24 protein-coding genes are annotated in these 25,017 nt (G+C 72.2%); 4 read left to right on the top strand and 20 right to left on the bottom strand.

What is annotated here, in order from left to right; genetic code table 11:
* Positions 1–3: 3 nt before the first annotated feature.
* Together ABZ858_RS25705 and pyrR are read right to left on the bottom strand one after the other, a co-directional pair.
* Complete coding sequence (locus tag ABZ858_RS25705) at positions 4–984, bottom strand: aspartate carbamoyltransferase catalytic subunit (protein ID WP_361383061.1); 981 nt, start codon at positions 982–984, stop codon at positions 4–6.
* A gap of 101 nt (positions 985–1,085) precedes the next feature.
* Positions 1,086–1,682 carry a bifunctional pyr operon transcriptional regulator/uracil phosphoribosyltransferase PyrR gene (pyrR, locus tag ABZ858_RS25710; RefSeq protein ID WP_361383064.1) on the bottom strand — a complete coding sequence of 199 codons (597 nt, stop codon included), beginning with the start codon at positions 1,680–1,682 and terminating at the stop codon, positions 1,086–1,088.
* A 308-nt stretch (positions 1,683–1,990) separates the two neighbouring features.
* Here pyrR and bldD point away from each other — a divergent pair, with 308 nt between their 5' ends.
* Positions 1,991–2,494 carry a transcriptional regulator BldD gene (gene bldD / locus ABZ858_RS25715; RefSeq protein WP_006131213.1) on the top strand — a complete coding sequence of 168 codons (504 nt, stop codon included), beginning with the start codon at positions 1,991–1,993 and terminating at the stop codon, positions 2,492–2,494.
* Between the two features lie 193 nt (positions 2,495–2,687).
* Here the strand turns inward: bldD and nusB are convergent, their stop codons facing one another.
* The 4 genes from nusB to ABZ858_RS25735 all read right to left on the bottom strand — a co-directional run bounded on the left by nusB (position 2,688) and on the right by ABZ858_RS25735 (position 5,744).
* A complete protein-coding gene (nusB, locus tag ABZ858_RS25720; RefSeq protein WP_361383067.1) occupies positions 2,688–3,131 on the bottom strand; it encodes a transcription antitermination factor NusB in 444 nt (147 codons plus the stop codon).
* 2 nt (positions 3,132–3,133) lie between these two features.
* Positions 3,134–3,700 carry an elongation factor P gene (efp, locus tag ABZ858_RS25725; RefSeq protein WP_037742222.1) on the bottom strand — a complete coding sequence of 189 codons (567 nt, stop codon included), beginning with the start codon at positions 3,698–3,700 and terminating at the stop codon, positions 3,134–3,136.
* Positions 3,701–3,749: 49 nt separating this feature from the next.
* A complete protein-coding gene (locus ABZ858_RS25730) occupies positions 3,750–4,856 on the bottom strand; it encodes an aminopeptidase P family protein (protein ID WP_361383070.1) in 1,107 nt (368 codons plus the stop codon).
* 69 nt (positions 4,857–4,925) lie between these two features.
* Complete coding sequence (locus ABZ858_RS25735) at positions 4,926–5,744, bottom strand: AAA family ATPase (RefSeq protein ID WP_361383307.1); 819 nt, start codon at positions 5,742–5,744, stop codon at positions 4,926–4,928.
* A gap of 57 nt (positions 5,745–5,801) precedes the next feature.
* On the opposite strand from ABZ858_RS25735, the gene ABZ858_RS25740 reads away from it, so the two are divergent.
* Positions 5,802–6,530, top strand: a complete 729-nt coding sequence (locus ABZ858_RS25740) for a hypothetical protein (RefSeq protein ID WP_361383322.1) — start codon at positions 5,802–5,804, stop codon at positions 6,528–6,530.
* Between the two features lie 55 nt (positions 6,531–6,585).
* On the opposite strand, the gene aroB is transcribed toward ABZ858_RS25740, so the two are convergent.
* The 9 genes from aroB to ABZ858_RS25785 all read right to left on the bottom strand — a co-directional run bounded on the left by aroB (position 6,586) and on the right by ABZ858_RS25785 (position 16,275).
* Positions 6,586–7,677, bottom strand: coding sequence for a 3-dehydroquinate synthase (gene aroB / locus ABZ858_RS25745; RefSeq protein ID WP_361383073.1), 1,092 nt, complete (start codon positions 7,675–7,677; stop codon positions 6,586–6,588).
* Entirely contained in the window at positions 7,674–8,156 is a 483-nt protein-coding gene (locus ABZ858_RS25750; protein ID WP_361383309.1) for a shikimate kinase, read from the bottom strand. The genes aroB and ABZ858_RS25750 overlap by 4 nt, the downstream gene beginning before the upstream one ends.
* Before the next feature lie 32 nt (positions 8,157–8,188).
* The gene (gene aroC / locus ABZ858_RS25755) at positions 8,189–9,373 is read right to left on the bottom strand and encodes a chorismate synthase (RefSeq protein WP_361383076.1); all 1,185 of its coding nucleotides are present in this window, start codon (positions 9,371–9,373) and stop codon (positions 8,189–8,191) included.
* A gap of 225 nt (positions 9,374–9,598) precedes the next feature.
* A complete protein-coding gene (locus ABZ858_RS25760) occupies positions 9,599–10,438 on the bottom strand; it encodes a shikimate dehydrogenase (RefSeq protein ID WP_361383079.1) in 840 nt (279 codons plus the stop codon).
* On the bottom strand, positions 10,419–12,200 hold the full coding sequence (gene mltG, locus ABZ858_RS25765) for an endolytic transglycosylase MltG (RefSeq protein ID WP_361383082.1): 1,782 nt from the start codon (positions 12,198–12,200) through the stop codon (positions 10,419–10,421). The genes ABZ858_RS25760 and mltG overlap by 20 nt, the downstream gene beginning before the upstream one ends.
* A 120-nt stretch (positions 12,201–12,320) precedes the next feature.
* Positions 12,321–12,785: a Holliday junction resolvase RuvX gene (ruvX, locus tag ABZ858_RS25770; protein WP_361383085.1), complete on the bottom strand. Its 465-nt coding sequence runs from the start codon at positions 12,783–12,785 to the stop codon at positions 12,321–12,323.
* Positions 12,785–15,457, bottom strand: a complete 2,673-nt coding sequence (alaS, locus tag ABZ858_RS25775; RefSeq protein ID WP_361383088.1) for an alanine--tRNA ligase — start codon at positions 15,455–15,457, stop codon at positions 12,785–12,787. Before alaS ends, ruvX begins: the two co-directional genes overlap by 1 nt.
* Positions 15,457–15,816 (bottom strand): hypothetical protein, encoded by a 360-nt coding sequence (locus ABZ858_RS25780; protein ID WP_361383091.1) that lies wholly within the window; start codon positions 15,814–15,816, stop codon positions 15,457–15,459. Before ABZ858_RS25780 ends, alaS begins: the two co-directional genes overlap by 1 nt.
* A 9-nt stretch (positions 15,817–15,825) precedes the next feature.
* Complete coding sequence (locus tag ABZ858_RS25785; protein WP_361383094.1) at positions 15,826–16,275, bottom strand: DUF948 domain-containing protein; 450 nt, start codon at positions 16,273–16,275, stop codon at positions 15,826–15,828.
* Between the two features lie 162 nt (positions 16,276–16,437).
* Between ABZ858_RS25785 and ABZ858_RS25790 the strand changes: the two genes are divergently transcribed.
* Complete coding sequence (locus ABZ858_RS25790) at positions 16,438–18,675, top strand: AAA family ATPase (protein WP_361383097.1); 2,238 nt, start codon at positions 16,438–16,440, stop codon at positions 18,673–18,675.
* Between the two features lie 22 nt (positions 18,676–18,697).
* On the opposite strand, the gene rpsD is transcribed toward ABZ858_RS25790, so the two are convergent.
* The 5 genes from rpsD to ABZ858_RS25815 all read right to left on the bottom strand — a co-directional run bounded on the left by rpsD (position 18,698) and on the right by ABZ858_RS25815 (position 23,921).
* A complete protein-coding gene (rpsD, locus tag ABZ858_RS25795) occupies positions 18,698–19,312 on the bottom strand; it encodes a 30S ribosomal protein S4 (RefSeq protein ID WP_361383100.1) in 615 nt (204 codons plus the stop codon).
* Positions 19,313–19,616: 304 nt separating this feature from the next.
* Positions 19,617–20,972, bottom strand: a complete 1,356-nt coding sequence (locus ABZ858_RS25800) for a replication-associated recombination protein A (RefSeq protein ID WP_361383103.1) — start codon at positions 20,970–20,972, stop codon at positions 19,617–19,619.
* Between the two features lie 57 nt (positions 20,973–21,029).
* Positions 21,030–21,686: a vitamin K epoxide reductase family protein gene (locus tag ABZ858_RS25805; protein ID WP_361383106.1), complete on the bottom strand. Its 657-nt coding sequence runs from the start codon at positions 21,684–21,686 to the stop codon at positions 21,030–21,032.
* A gap of 253 nt (positions 21,687–21,939) precedes the next feature.
* Positions 21,940–23,202: a histidine--tRNA ligase gene (gene hisS / locus ABZ858_RS25810; protein WP_361383109.1), complete on the bottom strand. Its 1,263-nt coding sequence runs from the start codon at positions 23,200–23,202 to the stop codon at positions 21,940–21,942.
* 11 nt (positions 23,203–23,213) lie between these two features.
* Positions 23,214–23,921 (bottom strand): MBL fold metallo-hydrolase, encoded by a 708-nt coding sequence (locus ABZ858_RS25815; RefSeq protein WP_361383112.1) that lies wholly within the window; start codon positions 23,919–23,921, stop codon positions 23,214–23,216.
* Between the two features lie 180 nt (positions 23,922–24,101).
* Between ABZ858_RS25815 and ABZ858_RS25820 the strand changes: the two genes are divergently transcribed.
* Positions 24,102–24,917 carry a peptidylprolyl isomerase gene (locus tag ABZ858_RS25820; protein WP_361383115.1) on the top strand — a complete coding sequence of 272 codons (816 nt, stop codon included), beginning with the start codon at positions 24,102–24,104 and terminating at the stop codon, positions 24,915–24,917.
* The last annotated feature ends 100 nt before the right edge of the window (positions 24,918–25,017 follow it).

Below are 25,017 nucleotides of genomic sequence, written 5' to 3' on the forward strand. Positions count from 1 at the left end.
GGGTTACTTCTCCTCGTTGGTGCGGGTGTGGGTGACGGCGGGCTCGTTGCCTCCGAGCAGCAGGTACAGCACGGCCATCCGGATGGAGACGCCGTTGGCGACCTGCTCGACGACCGTGCAGCGCGGGGAGTCGGCGACCTCGGCGGTGATCTCCATGCCGCGCACCATCGGGCCGGGGTGCATCACCAGGGCGTGCTCGGGCATCTTCGCCATGCGGTCGCCGTCCAGGCCGTAGCGCCGGGAGTACTCGCGCTCGGTCGGGAAGAAGGCGGCGTTCATGCGCTCGCGCTGGACGCGCAGCATCATCACCGCGTCCGACTTGGACAGCACGGCGTCCAGGTCGTAGGAGACCTCGCAGGGCCAGGAGGCGACGCCGACCGGCAGCAGGGTGGGCGGGGCGACGAGGGTGACGTCGGCGCCGAGGGTGTGCAGCAGGTCCACGTTGGAGCGGGCGACGCGGCTGTGCAGGACGTCGCCGACGACGGTGACGCGCTTGCCGGACAGGTCCTGGCCGAGGCCTGCGTCCCGGCCGATCAGGCGGCGGCGCATGGTGAAGGCGTCCAGCAGGGCCTGGGTGGGGTGCTGGTGGGTGCCGTCGCCGGCGTTGATCACGGCGGCGTCGATCCAGCCGGAGGTGGCCAGGCGGTAGGGGGCGCCGGAGGCGCCGTGCCGGATGACCACGGCGTCCACGCCCATGGCCTCCAGGGTCTGGGCGGTGTCCTTCAGGGACTCGCCCTTGGAGACGCTGGAGCCCTTGGCGGTGAAGTTGATGACGTCCGCGGACAGCCGCTTCTCGGCGGCCTCGAAGGAGATCCGGGTACGGGTGGAGTCCTCGAAGAAGAGGTTGACGACGGTGCGGCCGCGCAGGGTCGGCAGCTTCTTGATCGGCCGGTCGGCGACCCGGGCCATCTCCTCGGCGGTGTCGAGGATCAGGACGGCGTCGTCGCGGGTGAGGTCGGCGGCCGAGATGAGATGACGCTGCATCTGTCAGGCTCCGTAGGGCAGTTCGACAGGGAGGATTCGGGCACAGGGGTGCGCGTGGGCACCCGCGCGGGGCGTACGCGGTACGCGTACGCGCGCGTGGGCTACGGCTGCTGGTCGCCCTGGGCGTCCGGCTTGGCGCCGAGCAGCACGGTGTCGCGACCGTCCTCCTCGGCGAGCTGGACCTTGACCGTCTCCCGCAGCGACGTGGGGAGGTTCTTGCCGACGTAGTCGGCGCGGATGGGCAGTTCGCGGTGGCCGCGGTCGACGAGGACGGCGAGCTGCACCGCGCGCGGGCGCCCGATGTCGTTCAGCGCGTCGAGGGCGGCGCGGATGGTGCGGCCGGAGAAGAGCACGTCGTCGACGAGGACGACCAGGCGGCCGTCGATGCCGTCACCGGGGATCTCGGTGCGGGCCAGCGCGCGCGGCGGGTGCATGCGCAGGTCGTCGCGGTACATGGTGATGTCGAGCGAGCCGACCGGGATCTTGCGCTCGGTGATCTGTTCGAGCTTGTCGGCGAGCCGCCGGGCGAGGAAGACGCCGCGGGTGGGGATGCCGAGGAGCACCACGTCGTCGGCGCCCTTGGCGCGCTCGACGATCTCGTGGGCGATGCGGGTCAGCACCCGCGCGATGTCGGGGCCTTCGAGAACGGGCCGCGCATCGGTCGCCTGGGCACCGGCGTGCGTGTCGTGCGTGTCCATACGAAACGGACCTCCTTCTCCGCCTCACGGGACGGACCTTAAAGGACGTCGGATTTGCGCCATCCACGGTAGCAGGTGCGGCGGACCGCTCCGCGCACCCCCCATCACCCCCTCGCCGCTCCCCCACCACCCCCTCGCCGCTCTGCTGTCACTCGCCTGGCGCAACGGGGCGCCGATAGCACGGAAGAGGCGGTGTGGACCATTCGGCTTGACGCGGCAGAGTAACGCTGCGTAACCTCACAGTGAGTTACCAGCCGCGCGGCGCGGACCACCGTCCGACCGCGTCGACACAGTGTCCGGGGAGCCATATGTCCAGCGAATACGCCAAACAGCTCGGGGCCAAGCTCCGGGCGATCCGCACCCAGCAGGGCCTTTCCCTCCACGGTGTCGAGGAGAAGAGCCAGGGACGCTGGAAGGCGGTCGTGGTCGGCTCGTACGAGCGCGGCGACCGTGCCGTGACCGTGCAGCGCCTCGCCGAGCTGGCGGATTTCTACGGGGTCCCCGTGCAGGAGCTGCTGCCGGGCACCACTCCCGGCGGCGCCGCCGAGCCCCCGCCGAAGCTGGTCCTGGACCTGGAGCGGCTGGCCACCGTGCCCGCCGAGAAGGCCGGCCCGCTGCAGCGGTACGCGGCGACGATCCAGTCCCAGCGCGGCGACTACAACGGCAAGGTGCTCTCGATCCGCCAGGACGACCTGCGCACCCTCGCCGTCATCTACGACCAGTCGCCCTCGGTCCTGACCGAGCAGCTGATCAGCTGGGGCGTGCTGGACGCGGACGCCCGCCGCGCGGTCGCGTCCCACGAGGACGCCTGAGCCCCATCGGCTCCGGCTGACGCGACAGGCTTCCGCAGAAACGTGCCGCCGGGGTGGCCGGAACTTGACGGTTCCGGCCACCCCGGCGGCTTTCTGCGGCCCTCGGCGGCCGCCGGGGCACGGGAACGCCCGAGGGCCCGCAGCATCGACGCTGCGGGCCCTCGGGCGTTTCTGTGCGCTGCTCCGCGCCTCTCTACGCCTCGTCGCTCGCCTCGCGGCGCAGCGAGGGCTTGAGGTCCTTGAGCCGGCCCAGCAGGCCGTTGACGAACGAGGGCGACTCGTCCGTGGAGAACTCCTTGGCCAGCTGCACCATCTCGTCCAGCACGACGGCGTCCGGGGTCTCGTCGACCCAGATCAGCTCGTACGCGCCGAGCCGCAGGATGTTGCGGTCGACGACCGGCATCCGGTCCAGCGTCCAGCCCACCGCGTACTGCGCGATCAGCTCGTCGATCCGGGTCGCGTGCTCGGCGTAGCCCTCGACCAGCTGCATCGTGTACTCGCTGACCGGCGGCTGCCGGGTGTCGGACCGGGACAGCCGGACCCAGTCCGCGAGGACCGTGAGGACGCCGACACCGCGCTGGTCGCCCTCGAAGAGGATCTGGAAGGCGCGCTTGCGGGCCGTGTTGCGGGCAGCCACGGTTAGCTGTTCACCCGGCCGAGGTAGTCGCTCGTACGGGTGTCGACCTTGATCTTCTCACCGGTGGTGATGAAGAGCGGGACCTGGATCTGGTGGCCGGTCTCCAGCGTGGCGGGCTTGGTGCCGCCGGTGGAGCGGTCGCCCTGGACGCCCGGCTCGGTCTCCTGGACGACCAGCTCGACGGCGGCCGGCAGCTCGACGAAGAGCACCTCGCCCTCGTGCTGGGCGACGGTGGCGGTGAAGCCCTCGATCAGGAAGTTGGCGGCGTCGCCGACGGCCTTGCGGTCGACCATCAGCTGGTCGTAGGTCTCCATGTCCATGAAGACGAAGTACTCGCCGTCCATGTACGAGAACTGCATGTCGCGCTTGTCGACGGTGGCCGTCTCGACCTTGACACCGGCGTTGAAGGTCTTGTCGACCACCTTGCCGGAGAGCACGTTCTTGAGCTTGGTGCGCACGAAGGCCGGGCCCTTGCCGGGCTTGACGTGCTGGAACTCGACGACGGACCAGAGCTGGCCGCCTTCGAGCTTGAGCACCAGGCCGTTCTTGAGGTCGTTCGTGGAAGCCACGGTTGCGGAATCTCCTGGACTGACGTACGACCCCGGCGCGCGCACCTGGCTATAGGGCGAGCAGCTCCTTGGTCGTGATGGTGAGTAGCTCGGGTCCGCCGTCCGCCTCGGGGCGGACGACGAGCGTGTCATCGATCCGGACACCGCCCCGGCCCGGGAGGTGGACCCCCGGTTCGACGGTGACCGGCACGCAAGCGTCCAGTTTACCCATGGCTGCGGGGGCCAACTGAGGGTCCTCGTCGATTTCGAGTCCGACGCCGTGTCCGGTGAGGGGTTGCAGGCCCTCGGCGTATCCGGCGGAGTCCAGCACCTGCCGTGCCGCGCGGTCCACCTCGCGGTAGGCGGCGCCGGGCATCAGGGCCTCCCGTCCGGCCCGCTGGGCTGCGAAGACGAGGTCGTACAGCTGGATCTGCCAGTCCGCGGGAGAGGTGCCGATGACGAACGTACGGCCGATCTCGCAGCGGTAGCCGCGGTAGGCGGCGCCCAGGCAGACGGAGAGGAAGTCGCCCTCCTCGACCCGCCGGTCGGTGGGCCGGTGGCCGCGGCGGCCGGAGTTCGGGCCGGTGGCCACCGAGGTCGGGAAGGCGGGGCCGTCGGCGCCGTGGTCGACGAGCCGCCGCTCCAGTTCCAGGGCGAGATGGCGTTCGGTGCGGCCCACGAGGATGGACTCCAGCAGCTCGCCGAGCGCCTGGTCGGCGATCTCGGCACCGATCCGCAGGCAGGAGATCTCCTCCTCGTCCTTGACCACCCTCAGCTGCTCGACCGCGCTGCCGAGGTCGGCGACGCGGAGCCGGGGCGCCACCGAGGCGAGGGCGCGGTGGCGGGCCACCGTGAGGTGGTGTTCCTCGATGGCGAGCGAGTCGGCGCCCTGGGCCTGGGCGAGGTCGGCGGCGGCCACGGCCGGGTCGCCGCCGGGCTGGGGCAGGATCCGCACCGCCAGCGATTCGTCGGGGCGCCCCTCACAGGGCCGGTCGTCCGGTGGGCTCTCGCACACCAGCAGGTCCTCGCGCTTTCCGAGGAGCAGGACGGCACCGAGCGGGGCTGCTCCCGCGAGGTACCGGACATTGGCGGGACGAGTCACCAGCGCCGCCGCGCTGCCGCCCGCGTTGCAGCGCTCCCGTAGCCGGGTCCGGCGGGCCGCGTACACCTCTGACATGAACCGAGCGTAAGAGCCCTGGCCGGATATCGCCGTTCGGGAGGGGCCGAGTGGGGATGCCCTCGGCCGCTACCAGCTCGGCGGGCTGGCGATGGCCCGGGAGAGGACCTCGTCCAGGACCCGGGCCGTGGTCGGTATGTCGAGCTGGGAGTTGTCGATGATGGGCAGGCCGGAGCCGTACCAGCCGGCCATGCGGCCGTGGATGCGGGCGACCTCCTCGTCGGTGAGGCGGCGGTTGCCGCTGCGCTCGGCGTTGCGCTCCAGCACGATGTCCAGGCCGGGCAGCAGGACGACCGGGAGCAGGCCGGGGCCCACATGGCGTTTCCAGCCACCGAGGCCGACCACCGGGCGGTCCGGGAAAACGGCGTCGTCGAGGATGCACGAGATGCCGTTGGCGAGGAAGTTGCGCGCGGCGAAGCCGCAGGTGCGGCGGGCGAGGCGGTACTGCGCCTCGGAGTTGTCGTTCCACCCCGTCTGCGGGTCGGCGAAGCCGGAGCGGACCCATTCGCGGACGTCGTCCAGGCTGATGTGCGCGGTGGGCACGCGGCGCTGCTCGGCCCAGTACTTGGCGACGCTGGTCTTGCCCGCCCCCGCGGGGCCGATCAGCAGCACCGCCAGGAGGGTCGTGGTCGGGTCGGGCACGGCCTGCGCGGGCGGCGCACTGGGCATGGCGACCGGGCCGCCGGGCGGCAGCTGCACATGCCCGGTGGTGTCCCGGAGAGGCGCCGCGGACACCCCGCCCTGCGGAACGCCCCGCACCGGGGGGTGCGGCGCCCCCGGCGCCCCGGGGAAGCCGGGTGCGGGCGGCGGCGGGGGGACGGGGCCGACGGGGCCCGGGTGGGCGCCGGGGTGCGGGGGACCGCCACCCTGGTGGGGGCCCGGGGGCAGGGCACTCGGGTGCGGCTGCGCGGGGGGCTGTTGGGCCGGAGCCGGGGGGACTGTGGGGTGTGGGCCGGGGTGCTGCGGGCCTCGGGCATGCGGGCCGGGGTGCGACTGGCCGGACGGCTGCGGGCCGGAGTGCGGCTGGCCGGGATGCTGCGCGCCCGCGTGCGGCTGACCGGACGGCTGCGGGCCGGACCCCTGCGGGCCGGGATGCTGCGCGCCCGCGTGCGGCTGACCGGACGGCTGCGGGCCGGACCCCTGCGGGCCGAGGTGCTGCGCGCCCATGTGCTGCTGAGCGGACGGCTGCGGGCCCCCATGCCGGGTGGCCGAGGGCTGCTGACCGGACGGCTGCGGGCCGGAGTGCGGCGGGCCGGACGGCTGCGGGCCGAGGTGCTGCGCGCCCCCCTGCTGCTGGCCGGACCCCTGCGGGCCGGAGTGCTGCGCCCCCATGTGCTGCGGACCGGGGGGCTGCTGGCCCCCCTGCTGAGTGGCCAAGAGCTGGCCGCCCGGAAGCTGTGGTGCCGGGCCCGCGGGGCGGGCCGGAAGCTGTGGTGCCGGGCCCGCGGGGCGGGCCGGGAGCTGGGGTGCCGGGCCGCCGGGGGCCGGGTGGTGTGCGGCCGGTGGCCGGCCGGTGGCCGGTCCGTGCCCCGGCTGGTGGGGCGGCGGCAGCGGAGAACCCATTGCGTGCTGCATCCGGTGCCACTCCGTCTCGTACAAGGCAATGGGTGCTGGCAGCGGTTCCGAATCCCGCTCCCCCACCGAACGGTACCGTCCCCGGCCGTCCTGCGGTGAACGGCCGGGGACGGCCCGAAGTGCCCGCCGCCGCGGGGCAGGCCGGGCGCCGGGGCTACTGGCCCACCTCGCCGTACGCGGCGAGCAGTACGGCCGGGTCCGGGCCCTCCAGGACGGTGGGCTTGGCGAGGCCGTCGAGCACGATGAAGCGCAGCAGGTCACCGCGGGACTTCTTGTCGACCCGCATGTTCTCCAGCAGCTTGGGCCACTGGTCGTGCCGGTAGTACAGCGGCAGCCCGACCGCTTCGAGGACCGTGCGGTGGCGGTCGGCCGTGGCGTCGTCCAACCGGCCCGCCAGGCGGCCCAGTTCGGCGGCGAAGTGCATGCCGACCGAGACGGCCGCGCCGTGCCGCCACTTGTACCGCTCGTTCTTCTCGATGGCGTGCCCGAGCGTGTGGCCGTAGTTGAGGATCTCCCGCAGGCCCGACTCCTTCAGGTCCGCGGAGACGACCTCGGCCTTGACCCGGATGGACCGCTCGATCAGCTCGGCGGTGTGCGGACCGGCCGGGGTGCGGGCGGCCTCGGGGTCGGACTCGACGAGGTCGAGGATGACCGGGTCGGCGATGAAGCCGGCCTTGATGACCTCGGCCAGCCCGGAGACGTAGTCGTTGACCGGCAGCGAGTCCAGTGCGGCCAGGTCGCACAGCACGCCCGCGGGCGGGTGGAAGGCGCCCACGAGGTTCTTGCCCTCGGCGGTGTTGATGCCGGTCTTGCCGCCGACGGCCGCGTCCACCATGGCCAGCACGGTGGTCGGCACGGCCACCCAGCGCACCCCGCGCAGCCAGGTGGCGGCCACGAAACCGGCGAGGTCGGTGGTGGCGCCGCCGCCCACGCCGACGATGACGTCGGTGCGGGTGAACCCGGACTGGCCCAGCGCCTTCCAGCAGTAGGCGGCGACCTCGGCGGTCTTGGCCTCCTCCGCGTTCGGCACCTGGATGGCGACGGCCTCGTAGCCCTGTCCGGCCAGGTCGGCCCGGAGGGCGTCCCCGGTCTCGGCCAGCGCCTCGGGGTGGATCACCGCGACCCGCTTGGCCTTCGGGCCGATCAACCCGGCGAGTTCGCCGAGGAGTCGGCGGCCGACGAGCACGTCGTAGGGATCGGTGCCCGCGGTGCCGCCCACGGAGATCCGCGTCACTGCCTCGCTCATGCTTCCTTCAACTCCACAGCGTCCAGGACGGACCGGACGACCTCTTCGGGTGTCCGGCCGTCGGTGGCCACCACCGCCGTGGCGACCTCCTCGTACAAATGGCGGCGGGCCTCCATCAGCTCGCGCCACTGCTTGCGCGGGTTGACGGCGAGCAGCGGGCGGGCCACGTTCAGGCCGGTGCGCCGCACGGCCTCCTCGACGTCCATCGAGAGGTAGACCACGCGCGCGCCGGCGAGCAGCGCGCGGGTGTCCTCGTCGAGGATCGCGCCGCCGCCCAGCGCCAGCACGCCCTCGTGCTCGGTGAGCGCCCGGCGCACCGCCTGCTTCTCGACGGCGCGGAAGGCGCTCTCGCCGTCGTCGACGAAGATCTCCGCGATGGTGCGGCCCTGCCCGGCCACGATGTCGTCGTCGGTGTCCCGGTAGGTCACCTGGAGGCGCTCGGCCAGCAGTTGCCCGACGGTGGACTTGCCCACGCCCATCGGTCCGACCAGTACGACGGCCGGCACGCCGGTCACCGGATCGCCAGGTTGTCGAGGTAGGAGCGGACGTTGCGGCGGGTCTCGGGCACGCTGTCGCCGCCGAACTTCTCCGCGACGGCGTCCGCGAGGACGAGGGCGACCATGGCCTCCGCCACGATCCCGGCCGCGGGCACCGCGCACACGTCGGAGCGCTGGTGGTGGGCCTGCGCCGCCTCGCCGGTGACGACGTCGACCGTCCGCAGGGCCCGCGGCACGGTCGCGATCGGCTTCATCGCGGCCCGCACCCGCAGCAGCTCGCCGGTGGTCAGGCCGCCCTCGGTGCCGCCGGAGCGCGCGGTGGCCCGCCGGATGCCCTCGGGTGTGGTGAGGATCTCGTCGTGGGCCTGGGAGCCCGGCACCCGGGCGAGGTCGAAGCCGTCACCGACCTCGACGCCCTTGATCGCCTGGATGCCCATGAGGGCGGCGGCCAGCCGGGCGTCCAGGCGGCGGTCCCAGTGCACGTGCGAGCCGAGGCCCACCGGCACGTCGTAGGCGAGCACCTCGACCACACCGCCGAGGGTGTCGCCGTCCTTGTGGGCCTGGTCGATCTCCTCGACCATCGCCTTGGACGCGTCGGCGTCCAGGCAGCGCACCGGGTCCGCGTCCAGCCGCTCCACGTCGGCCGGGGTCGGGTAGAGGCCGTAGGGTGCCCTGGCCGCGGCCAGCTCGACCACGTGCGAGACGATCTCGATGCCGGCGGTCTCCTTCAGGTACGACCGCGCCACCGCGCCGAGCGCCACACGGGCCGCCGTCTCCCGGGCGGAGGCCCGCTCCAGGATCGGCCGGGCCTCGTCGAAGCCGTACTTCTGCATGCCGGCCAGGTCGGCGTGGCCGGGGCGGGGCCGGGTCAGCGGGGCGTTGCGCGCCATCGTGGCCAGTTCGTCCGGGTCGACCGGGTCGGCGGCCATGACCTGCTCCCACTTGGGCCACTCGGTGTTGCCCACCATGACGGCCACCGGGGAGCCCAGGGTCAGGCCGTGCCGGACGCCGCCGAGGAAGGTGACCTCGTCCCGCTCGAACTTCATCCGGGCGCCGCGGCCGTAGCCCAGGCGCCGCCGCGCGAGGTGGTCGGCCACCATCTCCGTGGTGATGGGCACGCCGGCGGGAAGGCCCTCCAGCGTCGCGACAAGTGCGGGTCCGTGGGACTCCCCCGCGGTCAGCCAACGCAACCTGCTCAACGATGCTCCTCATGCTCGCGCCTCGAACTGCGGCGGCGCGACCGGGTGCGCGGCCCTGGCCCGCCACCTCCGATCCTCCCACGTCCGGGGCCCTGAACCGGCCGCCGGTCCAGCAGGCGGACGTACGCGGACCCCTCGCGGGGGGTGCGGAACCCCCGGTGAGAGGGCCGCGCACCTCTCGCACCGCCCGGGAGGCTGGAGCGCGTACGCCCCGTGGCCCGGCCGTCAGCGGTCGGCCAGGGCCTTCTCGCCGGCCCGGCGCATGGCGCCCAGCGGCGCCGGGGCGCGGCCGGTCATCTGCTCGACCTGGAGGACCGCCTGGTGCACGAGCAGGTCCAGGCCGCTGACGACGGCGCCGCCGGCCATGGACCAGCGGGCGGCGAGCGCGGTGGGCCAGGGGTCGTAGAGCACGTCGAAGAGGGTGGCGGGCCGCTCGGGCACGGCCGTGGCGAGCGCGTCCGTGGTGCCGGCCGGGGTGGTGGCGATCACGAGGGGGGCGGCCAGCGCCCGCGCGGCGTCCGACCAGGGCGCCGTACGGACCTCGACGCCCAGCCGCTCGCCCCAGCCGCGCATCTCGGCCGCGCGGGTCTCGCCGCGTACGTAGGCGACGACCTCACCGGTGCAGACACGGGCCAGCGCGGCCAGCGCGGAGGAGGCGGTCGCGCCGGCGCCGAGGATCGCCGCCGAGCCGACCTGCTCGATCCCGTGCTCCCGCAGGGCGGCGACGATGCCGGGGATGTCGGTGTTGTCGCCGGTGCGGCGGCCGTCCTCGGTGAGGACGACGGTGTTGACCGCCTCCACGGCGGCCGCCGTGTCGCTGATGGTGTCGAGCAGTGGGATGACGGCCCGCTTGAGCGGCATGGTCAGCGACAGCCCCGCCCACTCGGGCCCGAGTCCGTCCAGGAAGCCGGGCAGGCCGGACTCGTCGACCTCGAACCGGTCGTAGGACCAGTCGGTGAGCCCCAGTTCCGCGTAGGCCGCGCGGTGCAGCACCGGGGAGAGCGAGTGGGCGATGGGCGAACCGAGCACGGCGGCCCGGCGGGCGTCAGTGGCCCGAGCTGGCATTGAACTTTTCCTTGAGCTTGTTGAATTCGGCCAAGGTCTTGGCGAACTCGGTCTTGTTCATACCGTCGGTCGCCACGAAGTACATCCAGCCGTCGTCGGTCGGGTTCAGTGCCGCTTTCAGGGCGTCGTCGCCGGGGTTTCCGATCGGTCCGGGCGGCAGTCCCTGGTGGGTGTAGGTGTTGTACGGGTTCTGGTTGCTGTTGATTTCCTTCTCGCTGATGTCGATCTTGCTCTCGCCCTTCAGGTAGTTGAAGGTCGAGTCGAACTGGAGCTTCTGGTTGGTCTCGCTGTTCGTCGGCTTGAGGCGGTTGTAGATCACCTCGGCCATCATGCGGAAGTCGTCGTGCGTCTTGCCCTCGGCCTGCACGAGGCTGGCGACCGTGACCATCTGCAACGGGTTCGCCAGGCCGAAGTCCTTGGCCTTCGCGTCGAGCCCGTAGCGGGAATAGGCCTGGTTGGCCTGGCGGACCATGTCCTTGAGGATCGCCTCGGGTTTCATGCCCTTGGCCGCGGGATAGGTGCCCGGGTAGAGGAAGCCCTCCAGCGGGTCCATGATCTCGCTGTTGCTGTTGGCCCAGCCGGGCAGCCCGAGGGTCCTGTAGTCCTTCTCGGCGGCTTTCTGCGTGGTGCCGGAGGCCAGTTCCAGCTGCTTGTCGATCGCCTGGTAGACGCCGTTGTTGCCCTTGTTGCGCTCGCCCGGTTTGACGATCACATTGCTCTGGCTCTTGGGGTCGAGCATCAAGGTGACGGCGCTCGCCGCGGACATTTCCTTCTTCAGCAGATAGGCGCCCGCCTGGATCTGCTTTCCCTGGGGATTCTGGGACTGCGCGGCGACGAAAGCGTCGACGCTCTTGACGACCCCCGCCTTTTTCAGGGCGCGGCCGATGTCGTAGCCGCCGGCGCCCTGCGGGATCTCGACCGTGACGGCCTCGCTGGTGCCGTTGCCCGCGTAGTCCGGGGCGGCGCCGAAACGATTTTGGTAGAACTGGTAGCCGTAATAGCCGACTCCGGCGATACCGCCGCCGAAGACCACGGCCACGACCAGGCAGGCGCAGCCGTTGCGGCGTTTGCGGCCGCTCCTGCCCTTGCCGCCCCGCCCTTTGCGGTCGGCGCGGCCCCGGCCCGCGCCCGGGTCGGCGGCGTCGGGCGCGTCGTCCTTGTCCTCGCCGTCACCGGCGAAGAACGCGTGGTCCTCCTGGCCGTCCTCGGGGTCCGGGTCCCAGTCGGGCCGCGCCTCCGGTTCGGTGTTCCGCCGGCCCGGGGGCTCCGGGGGCGGATAGGCGTCGGGGGTGCCGTAGAGGTCGGGCTGCTCCGTGCCGTAGGCCATGGCGTGGGTCTGCTGGCCGTAGGGATCCACCGGGTCGGCGGCGGTGTACGGCACCTGGGGCTGGGGCTGTCCCTGGCCGCCGTCCCAGCCGCCGCCCTGCTGGTAGCCGTCCTGGAGATGGGCCGCGTACTGCTGGTCGTACTGGTGACCGCCCTGCTGCGGGCCGCCGTGGTGCGGCTGCCCGCCGTAGTGCGGGGACTGCGTCAGGTCCTGGCCGTCGTAGTGCTGCGGGTACTGGTCGCCGTGGCCGGGCTGCTGTTCGTGACTCCAGTCGCCGTACTGCTGCTGCGGCTCCTGCGGGTGGTGCTGCGGCAGGCCGCCGTAGGGGGACTGCGGGCCCGCGGGGGCCTGCTGTCCTCCCCATCCGCGGTCCCCGTACAACGGGTCCTCCGGATGCCACGGTTCGGGGCCTGGGCCCCGGCCATACTCAGTCATCGATCCCCTAGCGCCGCGAGGCGGGTGGTCACGCAGCGTGTCGCCCGGCTCCTGTTCCGCCTCTTCCGTGCGGCGGCTGTTCGAGGACGCCGCATCGCGCGGAACGTTACCGTATCGCGATCAGATGACCACTTCGACGCCCTCTCCGGGTGCTGTACCTGACACCCGTTCGGATTCCAGGGCCTGCTGGAGAATGATGACGGCGGCTGCCTGGTCGATCACGGAGCGTCCCTTCTTGGACTTCACCCCGGAGGCCCGCAGCCCCTGGCTCGCCGTGACCGTGGTCATCCGCTCGTCCACCAGCCGGACCGGCACCGGGGCGATGCCCCGGGCCAGTTCCCCGGCGAAGGCGCGGACCTTGACCGCGGCCGGGCCCTCGCTCCCCTTGAGGGAGCGGGGCAGCCCGACGACGACCTCGATCGGCTCGTATTCCTCGACGAGCTGCCGCAGCCGGCGGTGGGCCGCCGGGACGTCCCGGCCGGGGACGGTCTCCACCGGTGTGGCGAGGATCCCGTCGGGGTCGCACGAGGCGACCCCGATCCGGGCGTCCCCGACGTCGACGGCGAGCCGGCGGCCTCTTCGCATCACTTGGCCGTTTCCGCCACGAGGCGCTCGACGGCGTCCACCGCGTCGGCGACCGCGGCCGGGTTCTGGCCGCCGCCCTGGGCGACGTCCGGCTTGCCGCCACCGCCGCCGCCGAGCGTCTTGGCGGCGGCGCGGACCAGCTCACCGGCCTTCAGGCCGCGCTCGCGGGCGGCCTCGTTGGTGGCGATGACCGTGAGCGGCTTGCCGTTGTTCACGGTGAACAGGGCGACCACGGCGGCCCGGCCGCCCTGGATGCGGCCGCGCACGTCCAGCACCAGCTTGCGCAGGTCGTCGGGGGTGGTGCCGTCTGGGACCCGGCCGGTGACCACGGCCACGCCGCGGACGTCCCTGGCGGACTCGGCCAGCCCCGCGGCGGCCTGGAGCACCTTCTCCGCGCGGAACTTCTCGATCTCCTTCTCGGCGTCCTTGAGCTTGCCGAGCATGGCGGAGACCTTCTCCGGAAGCTCCTCCGGGCGGCCCTTGACCAGCTCCTGGAGCTGGGCGACGACAGTGTGCTCACGGGCGAGGAAGTGGTAGGCGTCCACACCGACCAGGGCCTCGATACGGCGCACGCCCGAGCCGATGGAGGACTCGCCGAGCAGCTTCACCAGGCCGAGTTGGGCGGTGTTGTGCACATGTGTGCCGCCGCACAGCTCCTTGGAGAAGTCCCCGATGGTGACGACCCGGACCCGCTCGCCGTACTTCTCGCCGAACTCGGCGATGGCGCCCTGCTTCTTGGCGTCGTCGATGCCCATGACCTCGGCGTGCACGTCGAGGTCGCGGGCGAGCACCTCGTTGATCTTCTGCTCGACGTCGGTCATCACGGCCGTCGGGACGGCGGACGGGGAGCCGAAGTCGAAGCGGAAGCGGCCGGGCTGGTTCTCGGAACCGGCCTGGGCGGCCGTCGGGCCGAGCGCGTCACGCAGCGCCTGGTGGGTGAGGTGGGTGGCCGAGTGGGCGCGGGCGACGGCCTTGCGGCGCAGATTGTCGATGGAGGCGTGGGCCCTGGCGCCGACGGTGACCTCACCGACCTGGACGACACCCTTGTGCACGTAGACGCCCGGGACCGGCTTCTGGCAGTCGCGGATCTCGATCACGGCACCGGTGTCGACCTTGATGCGGCCGGTGTCACCGATCTGGCCACCGCCCTCGGCGTAGAACGGGGTGCGGTCCAGGACGACCTCGACCTCGTCGCCCTCGGTGGCGGCCGGGGAGGAGACGCCGTCGACGAGGAGGCCGACGATCGTGGACTCGCCCTCGGTGTCGGTGTAGCCGATGAAGTCGGTCTCGCCGGCGCCGTCCGCGATCTCGCGGTAGGCACCGAGGTCGGCGTGGCCGGTCTTCTTGGCCTGGGCGTCGGCCTTGGCGCGCTCGCGCTGCTCCTTCATCAGGCGCCGGAAGCCGTCCTCGTCCACCGAGAGGCCCTGCTCGGCGGCCATCTCCAGGGTGAGGTCGATCGGGAAGCCCCAGGTGTCGTGGAGCAGGAACGCCTTGTCGCCGGGGAGGACGCGGCCGCCGGACTGCTTGGTCTCGGTGACGGCGGTGTCGAGGATGTTGGTGCCGGCCTTGAGCGTCTTGAGGAAGGCGTTCTCCTCGGCGACGGCGACCTTCTCGATGCGCTCGCGGTCGGTGACCAGCTCCGGGTACTGCTGCCCCATCATGCCGATGACGACGTCGATGAGGTCCTTGACGACCGGGCCGGTGGCGCCGAGCAGCCGCATGTTGCGGATGGCGCGGCGCATGATGCGGCGCAGCACGTAACCGCGGCCCTCGTTGCCGGGGGTGACGCCGTCGCCGATGAGCATCACGGAGGTACGCATGTGGTCGGTGACCACGCGCAGCGAGACGTCCGAGGCGTGGGCGTCGCCGTAGGCCACGCCGGTCAGCTCGGTGGCCTTCTTGATCACGGCCATGGAGGTGTCGATCTCGTACATGTTCTGCACGCCCTGCAGAATCATGGCGAGCCGCTCCAGGCCGAGGCCGGTGTCGATGTTCTTGCTCGGCAGGTCCCCGAGGATCTCGAAGTTGTCCTTGCCGATGCCCTCGCCGCGCTCGGACTGCATGAAGACGAGGTTCCAGATCTCCACGTACCGCTCGTCGTTGACGGCGGGGCCCCCCTCGGCGCCGAACTCGGGGCCGCGGTCGTAGTTGATCTCGGAGCAGGGGCCGCAGGGTCCGGGCACGCCCATGGACCAGAAGTTGTCCTTCATGCCCAGGCGCTGGATGCGCTCCTTGGGCACGCCGACGACCTCGTGCCAGATCTGCTCGGCCTCGTCGTCGTCCTGGTAGACGGTGATCCACAGACGCTCGGGGTCGAGGCCGTAACCGCCCTTGTCCTGGGGGCTGGTGAGCAGCTCCCAGGCGTACTTGATGGCGCCTTCCTTGAAGTAGTCGCCGAAGGAGAAGTTGCCGCACATCTGGAAGAACGTGCCGTGCCGGGTGGTCTTGCCGACCTCTTCGATGTCGGGGGTGCGCACGCACTTCTGCACGCTGGTGGCGCGCGGGTAGGGCGGCTTGACCTCGCCCAGGAAGTAGGGCTTGAAGGGCACCATGCCGGCCGGGACGAGGAGCAGAGTCGGGTCGTCCGCGATGAGCGACGCCGAAGGGACGACGGTGTGCCCGCGCTCCTCGAAGAAGCTCAGCCAGCGGCGGCGGATCTCGGCCGACTCCATCAGTGGTCCTCATTCCGGTTGTACGAGTACGTCGGGTACGTCGAGCCGTCGACGTACTTCGGGTGGTTGTGGTTCTCGATGGCGGCGAGCCGCCGGGGCGGGGGCAGTTCCCGGTCGGCGCCGGCGTCGATGCCGAGCGCCTCGCCGAGTTCGGCCTCGCGCCGGGCCATGTTGTCGCGCACGTCGAGCGCGAAGCCGACCGCGCGGTCCTTGAGCCGGTGACCGGTCTCCAGGGCCTTGTTCGCCGCGCTCACGGCGAGGGACTCGGGCGTCAACTGGCGCAGCTTGCGGTTGACCTTGGTGGTGGCCCACACACCGGCGGCGACGCCGGTGCTGAACCAGAACGTACGGCGGAACATCGCTAGTCCTTACTTCTCCCGGTTGTTCCGCTTCCCCCGCCGCGCGGCCGGGACGGTGCGGCCCACGATCACCGTACGCCTCGACGTCCTGGCGGGCACGTCCTCCTTGCGGCCGCCCAGGGCCCGGCGCACGCCGTAGCCGAAGGCGGCGACCTTGACCAGGGGGCCGCCGAAGGTGGAGGCGACGGTGGTGGACAGCGCGGACGCGTTGGACGTGACCTCCTGGACGTCGGAGGCGATGGCGTCGACGCGGTCGATCTGGGTCTGCGCCGAGCGCACCGCCTGCGACGCGTCGGCCAGCAGCGGAACGGCCTGGTCGGTCACGTCCGACACGAGCTTGGTGGTCGCCCTGAGCGTCTGGGCCAGCCTCGCCAGCGCGACGGCGAGGAAGGAGACCAGGATCGCCCAGAACACGGCCACCAGGATCCCGGCCACCTCTCCACCGGACACTGTGCGCACCCGCTCCCTGAAACGTGCCTGAACATCGAGAACATCGAGAAAGTCGTGCACCGAGCCTATCGCGACGCGGGCGCGGCTCCGTACCGGATCCCCCCGCGCCGCGCACGCGGTCGCGACCTGCGGTTGTACGGACCGATTACGTTTCAGTACCCTCCGTGTTCCATGCGAGACGCCATGGATGATGCCACGCCGGACTCTCCGCCTCCGGGGTGCGGCGCGGTGGGCTCCACCCCCGCCGAACTCGACGCGTTCGTGGGGCGCTCGGCCGAACTGGACGCCCTGGTACGGGCCCTCGACACCGCCCGGCTGGTGACCGTGACCGGGATGGGCGGGGTCGGCAAGTCGCGCCTGGCGGCGCGCGCGGCGGCGCGGTGGACGGCCATGGCCGCTCGGGCGGTGCCCCGGACCTGGGGGCGGGTGGAGCTGGCGGCGGTGCGGGACGCGGAGTTCGTCGACCACGCCGTCGTGGAGGCGCTCGGTCTGACCGACCACACGACGCGCCCGCCGCGCGAGACGCTGCTCGACCTGCCGCAGGCGCTCGGTTTCGCGCCGGCCGCGGGGGCCGCCGGGTGCCGGCTGCTGCTGGTGCTGGACGGCTTCGAGCATCTGGCTCCGGCGTGCGCGTCACTGGTGGCCGAGCTGCTGCGGCGGGCGCCGGAGCTGTCGGTGCTGGCCGTGGGGCGCCGGCCGCTGGGCGTGGCGGGCGAGCGGCTGTTCCCGCTGGCGCCGCTGGCCGAGCCGGAGGCGGCCCGGCTGCTGGGCGAGCGGGCCGCGCAGCTGGGGGTGGCGGTCGGCGAGGACGATCCGGCGGTGCGGGAGGTGTGCCGGCGCCTGGACGGGATCCCGCTGGCGATCGAGCTGGCGGCGGGGCGGCTGCGGGCGCTGTCGCCCGAGCGGCTCCTCGAACGGCTCGACGACCGGTTCCGGCTGCTGACCGGGGGGCTGCGCGACGCCCTCCCCCGGCACCGGGCGCTGCGCACGACCATCGGCTGGAGCCATGAGCTGTGCACGCCGCGGGAGCGGCTGCTGTGGGCGCGGCTGTCGGTGTTCACCGGGCCGTTCGACCTGGAGGCCGCCGAGTACGTGTGCAGCGGCGGCGGGCTGCCCGCCGACGACGTCCTGGACGTGCTCGGCGAGTTGCTCGCGCAGTCGGTGGTGGCCCGCGAGGAGACGGCGGCGGGGACCCGCTACCGGATGCTGGACACGGTCCGCGCCTACGGCGCCGGCTGGCTGTCGGCGGCCGGGGACGCGGACCGGCTGCGGCGCCGGCACCGCGACTGGTACGTCGGCCTGGCCACCTGGTGCGAGCTGGAGTGGTTCTCGCCCCGGCAGACGGAGGTGGCCGCGCGCATCGAGGTGGAGCTGCCGAATCTGCGCAGCGCCCTGGAGTACTGCATGAGCGGCCCGCGGGAGGCGCATCTGGGCCAGTACCTCGCGGGCTGCCTGTGGTTCTGCTGGGCGGGGTGCGGGCGTCTCTCGGAGGGCCGGCACTGGCTGCGGCGCGCCGTCGAGCTGGACGGCGGCCACGAGCAGTCCCGGCTGAAGGCGCTGTGGGTGCTGGCCCATGTGGCGATCCTGCAGGGCGACACCGTGGCGGCGCCGGCCGCGCTCCAGGAGTGCCGCACGGTCGCGGAGCGGTCCGCGAGCGCGACGGCGCTGGCGTACGCGGAGCACCGGTCGGGCTGTCTGGCGCTGGTCACCGACGACATGGAGGGCGCGGAGAGGCTGCTGCGCTCGGCCCTGGCTCGCTACCGGGCGATCGGCGAGCTGAACAGCAACGTGCTGATGGGCCAGGTCGAGCTGGCGATGGCGCGGGCCTTCCGGGGCGATCTGCCGGAGGCGGTGCGGCTGTGCGAGGACGTCCGCCGGATCTGCGACGACCACGGGGAGCGCTGGGCGCGGGCGTACGCGCTGTACGTCCTGGCGTACGCGGCCCGGCAGGAGGAGGACCTGGGGCGTGCCCGGGATCTGCTCGTCGACTGCCTGAGCAGCGCGCACGGCTTCCGCGACCTGCTGGGGTCGGTGCTGGCGGTGGAGCTGCTGGCGCTGGTGACGGTGGGCGAGGGGGACGCGGCGGAGGCGGCGGTGCTGCAGGGCGCGGCGGGCGCCATGTGGCCCTCGGTGGGGCTGCGGCTGTTCGGTTCGGCGCACTACAACGCCCCGCACGAGCTGTGCGCGTCGACGGCCCGGGAGCGGCTGGGCGAGGCGCGGTACGAGGAGTGTGTGCGCGAGGGTGCCCGGCTCGGCCGGGAGGCGGCTGTGGCGCGGGCGCTCGGCCGGGCGCGGGCCCGGCCGCTGCCGGGGCTGCCGGCGCCGCGCGGGCGGGCCCGCCGGGGCGGCCCGGAACAGCGCGAACCCGCCGCCTCGCCCACCCGGAAGGGCGGGGAGACGGCGGGCTGAGGCGTGGTACGGCCTGCTGGGATCAGCGAGCGTAGTACTCGACGACGAGCTGCTCGTCGCAGATCACCGGGATCTCCTTGCGGTTCGGCTCACGGTCCAGGCGGAACGCCAGGGCCTTGAGGTTCACCTGGAGGTAGCGCGGGGTCTCGCCCTCGGGGGCGAAGCCACCCTCACGGGCGACCGTGAAGAGCGTCTTCTCCTTGGAGCGGTCGCGGACCTGCACGACGTCGTCCGGGCGGACGCGGAAGGACGGCTTGTCGACCTTCTGGCCGTTGACCTGGATGTGGCCGTGGACGACCATCTGGCGGGCCTGGTAGATCGTGCGGGCGATGCCCGAACGCAGGACCAGCGCGTCGAGGCGGCGCTCCAGCTCGATGATCAGGGCCTCACCGGTCTTGCCCTGGACCTTGGAGGCACGCTCGTAGGCGCGGACGAGCTGGCGCTCGGACACGTCGTACTGCGCGCGCAGACGCTGCTTCTCCAGCAGACGGACCTTGTAGTCCGAGTTCTGCTTGCGGCCGCGGCCGTGCTCGCCCGGCGGGTAGGGGCGGGCCTCGAAGTACTTGACGGCCTTCGGGGTCAGCGCGATGCCGAGGGCACGCGACTTCTTGACCTTGGGGCGGGACTGGTTCGCCACTGTCTCAATCTCGTTTCGTAGTGTTCGGCTCGTCAGGGTTACGGAGGTCGCATCCGCAGCCGGGAAAACCCGCCGGGTCCGCGAGGGACCCGCTGGGCAGCCGCTTCCCTGGTCTGGGCACATACGTGCAGCACGCGAGTGGCCCACCGACCGTCCCGGGGGCTCCCGGTGGGTGGTGGGCTGCCCGCGACACCGTTCGACGGTGCGCGACGCTCCTGGAGCCGGTCCGCGAGGACCGGGGCTCCGGCCGGCTGTCCCGCTCTGACGGCACGGGACTCGGCACTGTGCAGCAGTCTACAGGCTGCTACGAGCGCTTCCGGCCGAGGTGCTTGCGGGTCCACTCCACCGCGTCCGCGTACCGGGCCTCGGCGCCGTGCCGGCCCGGGGTGTAGTACTCGCGGTCCTTGAGGGCGTCCGGCGCGTACTGCTGGGCGGCGATGCCCTCGGGCAGGTCGTGCGGGTAGACGTACCCCTGGGCGTGGCCGAGCTTGGCCGCGCCCTGGTAGTGCCCGTCGCGCAGGTGCGCAGGAACCGAGCCGGCCAGGCCCTTGCGCACGTCCTCCAGGGCGGCGCCGATCGCCGTGGTCGCGGAGTTGGACTTGGGGGCGAGGGCGAGCGCGATGGTGGCGTGGCTGAGGGTGAGGGCGGCCTCGGGGAAGCCGATCATGGCGACGGCCTGGGCGGCGGCGACGGCCGTGGGCAGCGCGTGGGGGTCGGCGAGGCCGATGTCCTCGCTGGCCGAGATCATCAGCCGGCGGGCGATGAACCGGGGGTCCTCGCCGGCCTCGATCATCCGGGCCAGGTAGTGCAGGGCGGCGTCCACGTCGGAGCCGCGGATGGACTTGATCAGGGCGCTGGCCACGTCGTAGTGCTGGTCGCCGTCGCGGTCGTAGGTGACCGCGGCCCGGTCGACGGTCTCCTCCAGCGTGGTCAGGGAGATCTCGTCCTCGCCCTTGTCGAGGGCGGCCCCGGCGGCGGCCTCCAGGGCGGTCAGCGCGCGCCGGGCGTCACCGCCGGCGATGCGCAGCAGGTGGTCCTCGGTGTCCTCGGGGAGGGTGACAGCGGCTCTCAGGCCGCGCTCGTCGGTGAGTGCGCGGCGCAGCAGGCCGCGCACGTCGTCGTCGGTCAGCGGTTCGAGGGTGAGCAGCAGGGAGCGGGAGAGCAGCGGGGAGATCACCGAGAAGTACGGGTTCTCGGTGGTGGCGGCGATCAGGGTGACCCAGCGGTTCTCCACGGCGGGCAGCAGGGAGTCCTGCTGGGCCTTGCTGAAGCGGTGGATCTCGTCGAGGAAGAGGACGGTCTCCTGGCCGTACCCGCCGGAGGCGCGGCGGGCGCCGTCGATGACCGCGCGGACCTCCTTGACGCCCGCGGTGATCGCCGACAGCTCGACGAAGCGCTTGTTGGTGGCCTTGGAGACGACGTACGCCAGGGTGGTCTTGCCGGTGCCGGGCGGGCCCCACAGGATCACCGAGGAGGGCCCCGCCGGGCCGCCGGCGCCCTCGCCGACGAGCCGGCGCAGCGGCGATCCCGGCTTGAGCAGGTGCTGCTGGCCCACCACCTCGTCGAGGGTGCGCGGGCGCATCCGGACCGCCAGGGGGCTGGCGGCCGGGTCCTTCTCCTGGCGTTCTTCTGCTGCGGCGGTGAACAGGTCGGGCTCCACGCTGAAACCCTATGGCACACCACTGACAACGCCGCCAGGACCGGACCCGGGGGCGGCTCAGGCCCAGAGGCTGCTGCCCCAGCGGGTCAGGATCAGCATGGCGATGACACCGCAGTGCGTGACCGGGAGCACCCAGGTGAACTCGGCCAGGAAGTTCTTCACCGGGCGTGGGGCGGGCAGGAAGTCGTTGCGGACGTTGACCGAGGTGACGTACCAGAACGCGGTGATCGTGGCGACCCAGGCCAGCGAGCACCACAGGCACAGCGCGTTGATCCGGTACAGCGACTGGAACTGCAGCCAGGTGACGAAGCAGACGCCGAAGAGAGTGCCGGCGTTGAAGGTCAGCCAGTACCAGCGCGGGAAGCGGGCGCGGGCGAGCAGGCTCATGCCGACGCAGATGACGATGCCGTAGGCGACCAGGCCGAGCATGGGGTTGGGGAACCCGAAGACGGCGGCCTGCTTGCTCTCCATGACGTTGCCGCAGGACACGATCGGGTTGAGGCTGCAGTTCGGCGTGTAGGTCTTGCCGGCCAGCTTGGCTTCGAGGATCTTCTGCTTGTCGATCGTGATGACCCAGGCGGCGAGCAGCCCGGCCGCACCGGTGATCACCAGCAGCAGGGCGAGGGCGCGGCTGCCGCCCACCGTGCGCGGCCCGCCGGCCGTGCGGTCCGGACCGTGCTCCGTGGAGACGTCCTTGACTGTCGTCTTGCTCATCACGCCGATTCCGTCACTTGAGAGTTGGACCTTCTTCGGGCAGGGCCATTGTGCCGCACGCGCGCGTGTGTCCACCGTTCGATGCGCATAAGGAGGCCGCCCGGCCGGTGGGATCGCGTGCGATCGCGCGTGAAGATCGTCCGGCAGGGGGAATCCGCGCCCGCGGAGTTGACGCCCCGCCCTCGCCGCGACCCCTCGGGCATGAGAAAGGCGCCGGGCACCCGTCGGGCATCCGGCGCCTTCCGTCGCGGGCTCAGCCGAGCCGCGACTCCAGTTCCGCCACGATCTCGTTCACGCCGATCGCCGTCTGCTCGCCGGACTCCATGTCCTTGAGCTGGACGACGCCCTCGGCCAGGTCGCGCTCGCCGAGGACGAGCGCGTAGGCGGCGCCCGAGCGGTTGGCCGCCTTCATCGCCGCCTTGAGGCCCTTGTCGCCGTAGGAGAAGTCCGCCGCGATGCCCACCTTGCGCAGTTCGGTGACCTTGGCGAACAGCACCCGGCGCGCCTCGCCGCCGAGCGGGACGGCGAACACGCTGGTGGCGGCGGGCAGTCGCAGTTCGACGCCCTCCGCCTCCAGGGCCAGGACCGTGCGGTCCACGCCGAGGGCCCAGCCCACCGAGGGCAGCGCGGGGCCGCCGATCATCTCCGACAGGCCGTCGTAGCGGCCGCCGCCGCCCACCGCGGACTGCGAGCCGAGGCCGTCGTGGACGAACTCGAAGGTGGTGCGCGTGTAGTAGTCCAGGCCGCGCACCAGCCTGGGGTCGTCCTCGAAGCGGACGCCCTGCGCCTCCAGCAGGGAGCGGACCTCCTCGTGGTACGCCTTGCACGCGTCGCACAGGTAGTCGCGCAGCAGCGGGGCGCCGGTCAGCTGCTTCTGCACGTCGGGGCGCTTGTCGTCGAGCACGCGCAGCGGGTTGATCTCCGCCCGGCGCAGGGTGTCCTCGTCCAGGTCGAGGCCGCGCAGGAAATCCTGCAGGGCGGCCCGGTAGACGGGACGGCACTCCTTGTCGCCGAGGCTGTTGAGCAGGATGCGGAAGTCGCTCAGGCCCAGCGAGCGGTACGCCTGGTCGGCGAGGATGACCAGCTCGGCGTCCAGGGCCGGGTCCTCGGCGCCGATGGCCTCCGCGCCGACCTGGGAGAAGTGGCGGTAACGGCCCTTCTGCGGGCGCTCGTAGCGGTAGTAGGAGCCGGAGTACCAGAGCTTGACCGGGAGGTTGCCCGCCTTGTGCAGGCCGGCCTCCAGGGCGGCGCGCAGCACGGAGGCGGTGCCCTCGGGGCGCAGGGCGAGCCGGTCGCCGCCCTTGGTCTCGAAGGCGTACATCTCCTTGGTCACGATGTCGGTGGACTCGCCGACACCGCGGGCGAACAGCTCGACGTTCTCGAAGCCGGGGGTCTCCACGTAGCCGTAACCGGAGTTGCGCAGCGGGGCGGCGATGGCCTCGCGGACCGCCAGGAACTTCGCGGAGTCCGGCGGGATCAGGTCGTACGTGCCCTTGGGGGCCTTGAAGGTGCTCACGGAGTCTCTCGTCACATTCCTCGTCGGGGAGCCGGCGAGGCTCCCTGGCCGGCGGCCACCTGCCGCAGATAGGGGTTGGTGGCGCGCTCCTGGCCGATGGTCGTCTGGGGGCCGTGGCCGGACAGCACCACGGTCGAGTCGTCGAGCGGCAGGCACACGCGGGCCAGCGAGTCGAGCATGTCGGCCATGTCGCCGCCGGGCAGGTCGGTGCGTCCGATGGAGCCGGCGAACAGCAGATCCCCGGAGAAGAAGACCTGCGGGATGTCCGCGGCCGCGGGCATCCGGAACGTCACCGACCCCTTGGTATGGCCGGGCGCGTGCGCGACGGAGAACTCCAGGCCGGCCAGTTCCAGGCGCGCGCCGTCGGTCAGTTCCCTGACGTCGTCGGGCTCCCCCACGGTCAGCTCGCCCAGCAGCGGCATCCCGACGGACCGGCCGAGGGCCTTCTCGGGGTCGCTCATCATGTACCGGTCGGCGGGGTGGATCCAGGCGGGCACGTCGTGCGCGCCGCACACCGGGACCACGGAGGCCACATGGTCGATGTGGCCGTGGGTGAGGACGACGGCGACGGGCTTGAGCCGATGCTTCCTGAGCGCTTCCTCGACACCCGCGGCTGCCTGGTGGCCGGGGTCGATGATCACGCACTCCTCACCGGCGGCGGGGGCGACGAGGTAGCAGTTCGTCCCCCAGGCCCCGGCGGGGAACCCGGCAATGAGCACGATCGTCCTTCGTTTGTGTCGGTACGGGAGGGCATCGGGCGACTGCGCCCACGGTCAGAGCCTACCGGCGCTGCCGGATCCTCAGCGAACCCATATACGGTACGGGTCACACGCGGGCGGCCGGTTCATCGGGCACGCGCGTGCCGGACGGCATTTCCAGACGCATGAGGAGAGAACCCGGTGGTCAGCCAGGAGCAGCGGCGGCGTCAGCTCGCCCGGGAGAAGTTCTTGCGGCAGCAGCAGCGGCGCACCGCAGCACGGCGCAAGGCGCGCACGCGCAACTCCGTGATCGCGTCGGTGCTCGGCGTGGTGGTCATCGGCGGAGCGGCGCTGTGGACCACCGGGGCGCTCAAGAGCGACAGCGGCAAGAAGGACGACAAGGCCGCCGCGAGCCCGTCGGCCAAGAGCAAGGCGCCGGACCCGTGCGCGAAGCCGGCGGCGGGCTCGGTGAAGAAGCTGAGCTGGAAGAAGGAGCCGGCGATGACGATCGCCACGTCGGCGCAGTACACGATGAAGCTCGCCACGACGTGCGGTGACATAGACGTGGCGCTGAAGGCGGCGGCCGCGCCGCACACCGTGAACTCCTTCGACTTCCTGGCCGGTCAGGGCTTCTTCGACCACAGCAAGTGCCACCGGCTCACCACCAACGGCATCTACGTGCTGCAGTGCGGCGACCCGACGGGCACCGGCACCGGCGGGCCCGGCTACACGATCCCGGACGAGAACCTCAAGGACAAGAGCCTCAAGGGCAACGTGTATCCGGCGGGCACGGTGGCGATGGCCAACACCGGCCAGGCGCACACCGGCGGCAGCCAGTTCTTCCTGGTCTACCAGGACAGTCAGCTGCCGCCCAGCTACACCCCGTTCGGTACGATTTCCGCATCCGGGATGCAGGTGCTCAAGAAGATCGCGGCGGCGGGTGAGAACACGGGCGCCGGCGACGGGGCCCCCAACGCGACGGTCGTGATCAACAAGGCCGCGGTCACCAAGTCCTGAGTGTCCACTGCGCGATTTCGGTCGTGCTGGATGCGGACAGGGAACCCGCTGGTCGCCTATGTTGGCCGTGACGAAACTGTGGACGATGCCCGGGGGAGCT

It is taken from the genome of Streptomyces sp. NPDC047017, from assembly GCF_040644175.1.
GTDB lineage: Bacteria > Actinomycetota > Actinomycetes > Streptomycetales > Streptomycetaceae > Streptomyces.